The sequence below is a fragment of the Nocardioides sp. SYSU D00065 genome, from assembly GCF_017916425.1.
Taxonomy (GTDB): Bacteria; Actinomycetota; Actinomycetes; order Propionibacteriales; family Nocardioidaceae; genus Nocardioides.
In genome coordinates this window covers 1119547-1128256 of the sequence record NZ_JAFMSX010000002.1, presented here as the reverse complement: position 1 = coordinate 1128256, position 8710 = coordinate 1119547, and the positions used below count along the sequence as shown (strand labels likewise).

The following is an 8710-nucleotide window of genomic DNA, read 5'->3' as shown; positions in this document are numbered from 1 at the left end:
AGCAGACACCAGAAACAGCCAACGGGGCATAACAAACTAATTCGTCGACTAATCAAACACACTGTTGAGTTCTCAAGAATCAGACGCACTCACATCGCGATCCGGTGAGGATCTCGGTTGCGTGAGGCAACTGGTCAAACCTAGCGAGCGACTTTCTGCCAGGCAAATCCTGGCTGTTTCGCTCTGACCCGGTGGTGTCACCGTGACCGATGACCGCTTCGGGTTGTCCTGCCCGGGGCCGGGAGCCCGACCTGACCGGTCTTGCTCCCCGCCGCTCCCTGGCGACAGACAGAACATTAGACAACGCCCGGGGAACGCGCAAATCGAAACGGTGTGACCGCGAGCACACACGCGTTTTCGCAGGTCAGAGGCCTGTTGTGACGCGTGGGGCGACCTCGACGCCGGCGAACCTCTTCTTCCCACGGCGCAGGACGAGCCACGACCCGGCGACCAGGTCGGCCTCTGTCGGCTGCAGCTCGGGGTCCTCGACGCGGACGTTGTTGAGGTAGGCGCCGCCTTCGCTGACGGTGCGCCTGGCCTCGCCCTTGCTCTTCGCCAGGCCGGCGGCCACGAGGAGGTCGAGGATCCCGGGCAGCTCGCCGGGTGGCAGCGTCGTACCGCCGGCCTCGCGCAGCGCCGAGGCGAGCGTGTCCGGCTTGATGGAGGCCAGGTCGCCGCCGCCGAACAGCGCCGCGGCGGCGGCCTTGGCCTGCTCGACCTCGTGCGTGCCGTGCACCAGGGCGGTCACCTCGTCGGCCAGGCGCTTCTGACCCGCACGGAGGAAGGGCTTCTCCACCGTCTGCTGCTCGAGGTCCTCGATCTCCTCGCGGGAGAGGAACGTGAACACCCGCAGCAACTCGCTGACCTTCTCGTCCTCGACGTTGAGCCAGAACTGGTGGAAGGCGTAGGGCGAGAGCATGTCGGGGTCGAGCCACAGGGCGCCGCCCTCCGTCTTGCCGTACTTGGTGCCGTCGGCCTTGGTCAGCAGCGGCGTCGCGAACGCGTGGGCGTGGCCGCCGTCGGAACGGCGGATCAGCTCGGCGCCGGCGGTGAGGTTGCCCCACTGGTCGGAGCCCCCGAACTGCAGCGTGATGCCGTGCTCGCGGAACAGGGTGAGGAAGTCGAGGGACTGGAGCAGCACGTAGCTGAACTCGGTGAACGAGATGCCTGCCTCGAGGCGGCGCGCCACGACGTCGCGCGCGAGCATCCGGTTGACCGGGAAGTGCTTGCCGATGTCGCGCAGGAAGTCGATGACGGACATCGACGCGGTCCAGTCGTAGTTGTCCACCATCGTCGCGGCATGCGGGCCCTCGAACGACAGGAACGGCTCGATCTGGCCGCGCACCCGACCGACCCAGTCCTTGACCGTGTCGAGCGAGTTGAGCGTCCGCTCCCCCGAGTCGCGCGGGTCACCGATCATCCCGGTCGCGCCACCGACCAGGGCGTAGGGCCGGTGACCGGCGTCCTGCAACCGCTTGGCGGTGAGCACCTGGACCAGGTGGCCCATGTGCAGGCTGGGGGCGGTGGGGTCGAAGCCGACGTAGAACCTGACGCTCCCCTCACCCAGCGCCGCGCGGAGCGCGTCGCGGTCGGTGGAGTGCGCGATGAGACCGCGCCACTCCAGCTCGTCGAGGACATTCGGGGTCGTCACGCGCGTTCCTTCGGGTGAAATCGGGTTCGTGGTCGCGCACTAGCCTAGGGCGAGCAGTCAGGAAGGACGGCACGTGATCGCAGGCAGGTACAGGCTCGAGCGGGAGATCGGCCGTGGCGGCTCCGGCACGGTCCACCTGGCGACCGACGAGGTGCTCGGACGACCGGTGGCGATCAAGCGCATCGGGATGATCCCGGGTTCCGACGACGTGGAGCTCGAGCGCGCCGAGCGCGAGGCCCGTCTCGCCGCCGCGCTCAACCACCCCCACGTCGTGTCGGTCTTCGACCTCGTGGACGAGGACGACGTCCGCTGGCTGGTCATGGAGTACGTCGACGGCCAGACGCTCGCCGAGCGGGTGCGGGCCACCGGCCCGCTCGACACCATCGAGGCGGCTGCGCTGCTCGCACAGATCGCCGACGCGCTGGTCGAGGCACACGCTCGCGGGATCGTGCACCGCGACGTGAAGCCGAGCAACATCATGGTCGCCGGCGCCTCCGCCAAGCTCAACGACTTCGGCATCGCACGTGCCGCCGACGACCCCTCGCTGACCCAGACCGGCCTGGTGACCGGCTCGCCGGCGTACCTCGCGCCCGAGGTCGCCTCGGGCTCCTCGGCGACGCCGGCCAGCGACGTGTGGTCGCTCGGCGCGACGCTGTTCCACGCCGTGACCGGCAGGCCGCCGTACGACGTCGGCGACAACCTCGTCGGCGCGCTCTACAAGATCGTGCACGAGGATCCGCCCCGCCTGCCCGCCGACCACCCGATGGCCGGCCTGCTGTCGGTGACGATGACCCGCGACACCGAGCGCCGGTGGCCGATGGCGCGCGTGCGCGACGAGCTGGCCCGCCTCGCCGCCGGACAGCCGTCGACAGCCCCGTTGTCACCGGTCGCCCCCGCCGCCCGGACCTCCGACGTCCTGGCCCCCGTGCCGCCGCACGCCGCCACCGCCGTGACCCCGGCGGCGCGACGCGGGACGGCGCGCTGGGCCTGGATCGCCGCGGCCGCACTCGCAGCGGTGGCGGCCGTGGTGGCGGCGTACGTCTGGGCCGGGCGCGGCACCCCGGAGGCACTCCCCGACCCGTCGGGCTCGTCGCAGTCGGCGGCCGGGACGCCCGGTGCGCCGGAGTCCTCGCCGAGCGCTCCAGACGTGTCGGTCGAGGAGCGGCGCGCCGAGATGGACGAGTTCATCACCTCCTACATCGCCACGGTGCAGACCGACCCGCGGGCGGCCTTCCAGCAGCTCACTCCGGAGTTCCGGGCCGCCAGCGGCGGGTACGAGGGCTACATGGGGTGGTGGGGCCGGGTGCGCTCAGCGGAGCTGACCGAGGTCTCCAGCGACCCCTCGGACCTCACCGTCGGCTACACCGTCGCCTACGTGATGGAGTCCGGCGAGACCAGCACGCAGCGGGTCCGGCTGCAGCTGCAGCGCCTCGACGACCGGCTGTTCATCGCCGGCGAGGGCTGACCCCGGGCGTCGGCCGCAGCGCCCGGGGTACTGGTCCTCACGGGTGAGGAGGTTCTCCCGCAGGTGACTAGCCTGATCAGGAGCGGAAGGGGTGGGACGTGATCGCAGGCAGGTACCGGCTGGAGCGCGAGATCGGGCGCGGCGGCGCCGGCGTCGTCCACCTCGCGCACGACGAGGTGCTGGGCCGGCGCGTGGCGATCAAGCGCATCGGCCTGCTGCCGGGGACCACCGCGGAGGACATCGCGCGCGCCGAGCGCGAGGCGCGGCTGGCTGCCGGCATCAACCACGCCCACGTCGTGTCGATCTTCGACCTGGTCAAGGACGAGGACTGCTACTGGCTGGTGATGGAGCACGTGGAGGGCCACAGCCTGGCCGAGCTGGTCGCGGCGGAGGGTCCGCTGGACCCCCGCCGCGCGGCCGGGATCCTGGGGCAGGCCGCCGACGCCCTCGTGCAGGCCGGGACGGCGGGCATCGTCCACCGCGACGTCAAGCCCTCGAACATCATGGTCGGCGCCGACGACCACACGAAGCTGGCCGACTTCGGCATCGCCCGCGCGGTGGGCGACGCGACGCTGACGCACACCGGGCTGGTGACGGGCTCCCCCGCCTACCTCGCCCCCGAGGTCGCGTCCGGGCAGCCGGCGACCTCCGCCAGCGACGTGTGGTCCCTCGGCGCGACGCTGTACCACGCGCTGGTCGGGGAGCCGCCGTACGCCGTGGGCGACAACGTGCTCGGCGGCCTCTACAAGGTCGTCAACGAGGACCCGCCCCGCCTGCCCGCCGACCACCCGGCGGCCGGTCTGCTCGCCGCGATGATGGTGAAGGACCCGGCTCGGCGCTGGTCCGTCCGGCAGGTACGCGACGACCTGCGGCTCATCGCGCGAGGGCGACCCAGCACCGCAGTCGCCACGGATCCGCGCGAGGACGCCACCGACGAGGGCACCGGCCCCGCGACGAGGACGATGCCCGTCGTTGCGGCCGCTCCCGCACCGGCGGCCGCGCCCCCGAGTCCTGCGGCGCCGGAACGAGCCGCCCCGGCTCGGGACACGGCGCCGCCCCCGATGTCGCCGGAGCCCGGACGGTCGCGCCGGCTGCCGCTGGCCTGGGTGGCCGCGGTGCTCGCCCTGGTGCTCGTGGCCGGGGTCGGCGCGTGGCTGCTCTGGCCGGGCGACGAGGCGGGCACCTCGCCAGCGGCCGAGACGAGCGACGCAGGAGCGTCGGACCAGCCGTCCCCCACCACCGATCCGTCGGCGTCCGAGGACCCGACTGCGACGGACCCGCAGACGGAGGAGCCGACCGAGGAGCCCACCGAGGAGCCCACCGAGGATCCGAGCGAGGAGCCGACCGAACCGGCCGCAGGTGCGACCGCCGCGTCCATGCAGGCCTTCGTGCAGGACTACTTCGCCACGGTCACCGCTGACCCGGAGACCACGTTCGACATGCTGACGCCCGAGTTCCAGGCGGACAGCGGCGGCTACGGGCGGTACGCCGGGTTCTGGAGCACGATCAGCTCCGCGACCCCGACCGGCATCCGGGCCGACCCCAGCACCATGACGGTGTCGTACACCATCGAGTTCGTCACCACGGACGGCAGGACCACCACCGAGCAGGGCCGGCTGCAGCTCACCCAGGACGGCGACCAGTACCTCGTCGCCGGCGAAGGGTGACCGGTAGGGCGGGTGGGGCTCGAACCCACGACCCAAGGATTATGAGTCCTCTGCTCTGACCGACTGAGCTACCGCCCCTCACGTTCAACCGGACTAGTCGGCACCCGTCCCGTGGGACTTTCGTGGGGCAGCCAGTGCCGCGAGGACCGCTGCGCTTGGCGTCCCCGCCAGGTGCGCGTACTTCGCGGTCGTCTGCGTCGAGACGTGCCCGAGCAACCTACCAACCTCGGCGAGCGGAATGCCCTGCTGGAGCAGCCATGAGGCGTAGGTGTGTCGGAGGTCGTGGATCCGAGCGTGCCCGACGCCAGCGCGCTCGAGGGTGTCGCGCCACGTTGCCGCCCAGTTCGAGTTCCGCAGCGGGTAGCCGCGCTCGGTCGTGGCGACGAGGCCGGAGCGGCAGATGCCGGCCGAGTGGGGGACGCCGCATGCCTTCGCGGCCTGCGACTTCCGCTGGGTCAACGTGGCTACGAGGTCGTCTGTCAGCGGGACCTCGCGCGCACGACGACCCTTCGGGTAGGCCTTGATCTTGCCGCTGGTCTCGTCGTAGGTCTCGGCCACAATGACGACTCGGCGCGCGAGGTCGACGCGCCACCAGTGCAGGCCCGCGAGCTCGCTCCACCGGAGGCCGGTGTTGACAAGCAGGTCCACCACGAGCTGGTCGTCGGTCGACGGCATCTCGGCACGGATCGCGTCGAACTCGTCGTGGGTCAGGTACCGCTCGACGACCTGGGCCCCCTTCGGCAGCTTGATCCGCGAGGCCGGGTTCGACTGCACGACCTCAGCGTCAACGGCCGCGTTCATCGACGCGGAAAACAGGTGTACCGCGCGCTGCACCGTCGAAGGCCCAACACCAGCCGCGGCCATGTCGACCGCCCACGCCTTCACGTCGTGGCGCGTGATCGAGCCGATCGGCACGGCGGACCAGCGCGGGTCGAGGTGCTTGCGGCGGCGGACGCCGTCGGCCTTCGCGGTCGTCGCCTCGACCTGCCGGGCCTTGAGCCACTCGTCGGCCCACTCCCCCCACGGCCGCTTGTACGCCTCGGGATCGCGCCACAGCAGCGATCGGGCGTCGCGTTCCTTCGCGGCGGCCTCGCGCTCGGCCTTGGCCTTGTGGGTGAACGTGCCGGCGCTGCGTCGCTTCCCGGCGCCATCGCGGTAGAGGCCGCGGTACTTGCCGGACGGGAGCTTTTCGGACCAGGCCATCAGCCCACCTTCTCGAGCCGCATCTTGAGGTAGCCCCGCTCCGACGGGTGCAGGTGTTGCAACCTGTTCGTCAAGGTCGGCACGTCCACGCCGAGCTCGTCGGCCGCCTCATGCTCGTCAAGCGCCCAGGCGAGCGCCTCGCCGATCGTGTGGATGTCAGGCAGCAACATCCGCGCCGAGTCGCGACGTACGCGCTGCTCGTCCTGCGCGGTCCAGCCATGCGCAGGCACACCGCGGCGCAGGTGCAGGAGCTCGTGCACGACGGTGCAGCGCCGCGGCGCCCACGACATACCACGGCGGAGGCTGATCGTGTCCGTGGCGTAGTGCGCTCGGCCCATCGGACCGCCGTCGTGCCAGTCGAGCAGCACATGCTCGGCCTCGTGGAGAAGGCGCCACGGGTGGATCATGCGCGGGACGCTATGCGTGGCGACCGACACCAGTCCTCGTCCCGAGCTGCGATCTCGTCCATGCGCGAAAGGCGGCTCTCGGCCGCTTCGATCAACTCGCGCGGCGAGAGTTCGAGGGCCTCGGCGAGTGCGGCAAGGATGGCGACGTCGATCGCGCGCTTCCCGGCGATGTAGCGCTGCACTGAGACGACGGGGATGCCGGACCGGTCGGCGACCTGCTCGAGCGACAGCCCCTTGGCTGCGCGCTCTCCTCGCATCGCCGATGCCGTGGCGGCACTGCAAGACGCGTACCAGCGCGTCAGCGCCTGAGACTGCACTGGTCATCGCAGACTGACCGGGGCGCCGAAGACGTTCTCCTCGACATGGCCGAGGTGTTCCTGGACGCCAGAGACTCGGATCGCGGACGTCTCGTCGCCGTCAGCGCTGACCCATCGGACGACGTGGTCGGCGTCCTCCACCTCCCACACGAGCAGCTCTTCCCCAGACACGCCAACGCTCCAGGTGAACGACTGTTCGGACCGCTCTACGACAGAGGTGACGCGGCCGGTGCGCGTGACGCGCACGATCTCGTCGTGGGTATCGACGAGGACGTCATCACCGACTGCTCCAACGATCCGGAGGAGGTAGGCGTCGGTCAGCTCGGGCAACTTGATGGTCCGAGCCGTCGCCGTGGCGATGTCGACGAGCATGAGTTCCGGCACTCCCCGCTTCTCCGCTAAGAGTGCTAGCTCACCTCCCGGGCCTTTTTGCATGGCGCGGTCGTTTTTGGCACCCAGACAGGCTGCACCGGCCAGGCGCGGCTTGGATCCGGCGAGGGCGGCGACCGGGACAGAGCGGGTGACGATCTCGTCCTCCTCCACCGCGACCTCAGTCAGAGTCAGCTCGTCGTCACCGAGCCTCCAAGGCCGCGTCACCGCATACAAGTCGTCACCACACGCCGCGAAACCGAGGGCGTCCTGGTCAATCTCACCCTCGACGAGCTCCTCGCCGCCGTCCCAAGCCGCGATGTTGAAGAAGTACCGGCCGTCATCCTGGCCGCGAGTCCCATCGTTGAGTACCGAGAAGTGCCAGGAACCAGCCTGTCCCGACCACTCACCTAGATCGCTGTCGCCGTCGCGGTCCAGTCGGCGACTCGAGTTCGGACCGATCACAACCTGACCCTCGGCATCGGGCACGACCAAGCGGCTGCCGCTCATCGAGGCGGTCGGCATGCGGACACCCGCGGTAGCGGTCGTCGTCCACGACCCGTCCGGCTCTACCAGGATGACGTTCGCGGCGAGATCGGGTCGCTCCGACCACGCCTCCGTCGTGATGGCGGCAACGGCCTTGCCGTAACCATTCGCGACGGCCACCCGCTGTGGCGCCTGCTCGCCCTCCCCCAACGGGAAGAGCGAGCAGGCGCCGAGCATCGGCAGGCACACCAGCAGCGCGGCCGCCCCCCGAGAACGCATGACCAGCGACTCAGACGCCGCGGTAGGGCTGCGAGCGCCAGTGCTGCAGGATGTCCTGCGGCAGGACGAACGCCCCGCTGTTGGCGTCGAGGTCCAGGCCCTCGCGGTCAAAGGCGGCCCACATCAGCTGGGAGCAGTTGAACGGCCTGGAGTGGGTCTTGTTCTGCGAGTAGAAGTCTCGGTAGGCCGCCCCCTCCTGAGCGTTGGCCCACTCGGTGGCGGCGTCGCGCTGGGAGTACGGCGTCCCGCTGAGCTCGTTGAGGACGGTTTCTCCGACCGGCACCCTCCTTGCCGTGGACGACACCCTACGCACGCCAAGCTCCGCGCTCGCCGCCTCGATGATCACGTCCTTACGTCGGAACATCCCGACATGTCCGTGATTGAAGCCCCAGGTCGAAGAGTGGTGGTAGAAGTAGTCGCCCCGCGCGCGGGCGTCGCCGATCGGCACCCGGTTGGACCCGCCCCCGTCCGAGGACCTCGCCAACACCTCTTCGGCGGGCGCGACCTCGCCGTCGCCGGGGAGGCCGGTGGTGTCGAGGAAGCCGGCGGCCACGAGTTCGCTTAGCACCTCCTCGCCCCCGTTGAGCTCAGGGTCGAACTCCTCGAGGAGCTCCTCCGCGGCCTGGTCTGCCGGCTGGTCGGTCGTCTTGGCGTACGAGAGCAGTGTTCGCTCGGCCGCGCGCTCGCCTTGCGGGTGCATCTCGATCCACCGGTCGACTGACGACCCCCCGGTCGCCGAGTTGGCCGGCGCAGGCACGACCACCGCTGCCGTCGTGAAGGCCGCCAAGGCCATTGCGGTCTTGATTCGCATGTTCCCCCCGTAATCTTTTGACGCGCCGAGTGCGCGCGGCGAGAGCCTCGCAGGA

General features: G+C 70.4%; 8 protein-coding genes and 1 tRNA gene. 2 read left to right on the top strand and 7 right to left on the bottom strand.

The window, feature by feature from the left end; genetic code table 11:
* Positions 1 to 364 precede the first annotated feature (364 nt).
* Positions 365 to 1651: a tyrosine--tRNA ligase gene (gene tyrS / locus J3P41_RS13490; protein WP_210650796.1), complete on the bottom strand. Its 1287-nt coding sequence runs from the start codon at positions 1649 to 1651 to the stop codon at positions 365 to 367.
* Between the two features lie 73 nt (positions 1652 to 1724).
* On the opposite strand from tyrS, the gene J3P41_RS13485 reads away from it, so the two are divergent.
* Together J3P41_RS13485 and J3P41_RS13480 are read left to right on the top strand one after the other, a co-directional pair.
* Positions 1725 to 3116: a serine/threonine-protein kinase gene (locus J3P41_RS13485; protein WP_210650795.1), complete on the top strand. Its 1392-nt coding sequence runs from the start codon at positions 1725 to 1727 to the stop codon at positions 3114 to 3116.
* Positions 3117 to 3214: 98 nt separating this feature from the next.
* Positions 3215 to 4783 carry a serine/threonine-protein kinase gene (locus tag J3P41_RS13480; RefSeq protein ID WP_210650794.1) on the top strand — a complete coding sequence of 523 codons (1569 nt, stop codon included), beginning with the start codon at positions 3215 to 3217 and terminating at the stop codon, positions 4781 to 4783.
* A gap of 4 nt (positions 4784 to 4787) precedes the next feature.
* Here J3P41_RS13480 and J3P41_RS13475 read toward each other — a convergent pair.
* The 6 genes from J3P41_RS13475 to J3P41_RS13450 all read right to left on the bottom strand — a co-directional run bounded on the left by J3P41_RS13475 (position 4788) and on the right by J3P41_RS13450 (position 8655).
* Positions 4788 to 4861 (bottom strand) — tRNA-Ile (locus J3P41_RS13475).
* A 15-nt stretch (positions 4862 to 4876) separates the two neighbouring features.
* Complete coding sequence (locus J3P41_RS13470) at positions 4877 to 5986, bottom strand: site-specific integrase (RefSeq protein WP_210650793.1); 1110 nt, start codon at positions 5984 to 5986, stop codon at positions 4877 to 4879.
* Positions 5986 to 6393 (bottom strand): hypothetical protein, encoded by a 408-nt coding sequence (locus tag J3P41_RS13465; RefSeq protein ID WP_210650792.1) that lies wholly within the window; start codon positions 6391 to 6393, stop codon positions 5986 to 5988. The genes J3P41_RS13470 and J3P41_RS13465 overlap by 1 nt, the downstream gene beginning before the upstream one ends.
* Positions 6390 to 6710: a helix-turn-helix transcriptional regulator gene (locus J3P41_RS13460; protein WP_210650791.1), complete on the bottom strand. Its 321-nt coding sequence runs from the start codon at positions 6708 to 6710 to the stop codon at positions 6390 to 6392. Before J3P41_RS13460 ends, J3P41_RS13465 begins: the two co-directional genes overlap by 4 nt.
* 3 nt (positions 6711 to 6713) lie before the next feature.
* Positions 6714 to 7844: a hypothetical protein gene (locus J3P41_RS13455; protein ID WP_210650790.1), complete on the bottom strand. Its 1131-nt coding sequence runs from the start codon at positions 7842 to 7844 to the stop codon at positions 6714 to 6716.
* Between the two features lie 10 nt (positions 7845 to 7854).
* Complete coding sequence (locus J3P41_RS13450; RefSeq protein WP_210650789.1) at positions 7855 to 8655, bottom strand: hypothetical protein; 801 nt, start codon at positions 8653 to 8655, stop codon at positions 7855 to 7857.
* Between the last annotated feature and the right edge of the window lie 55 nt (positions 8656 to 8710).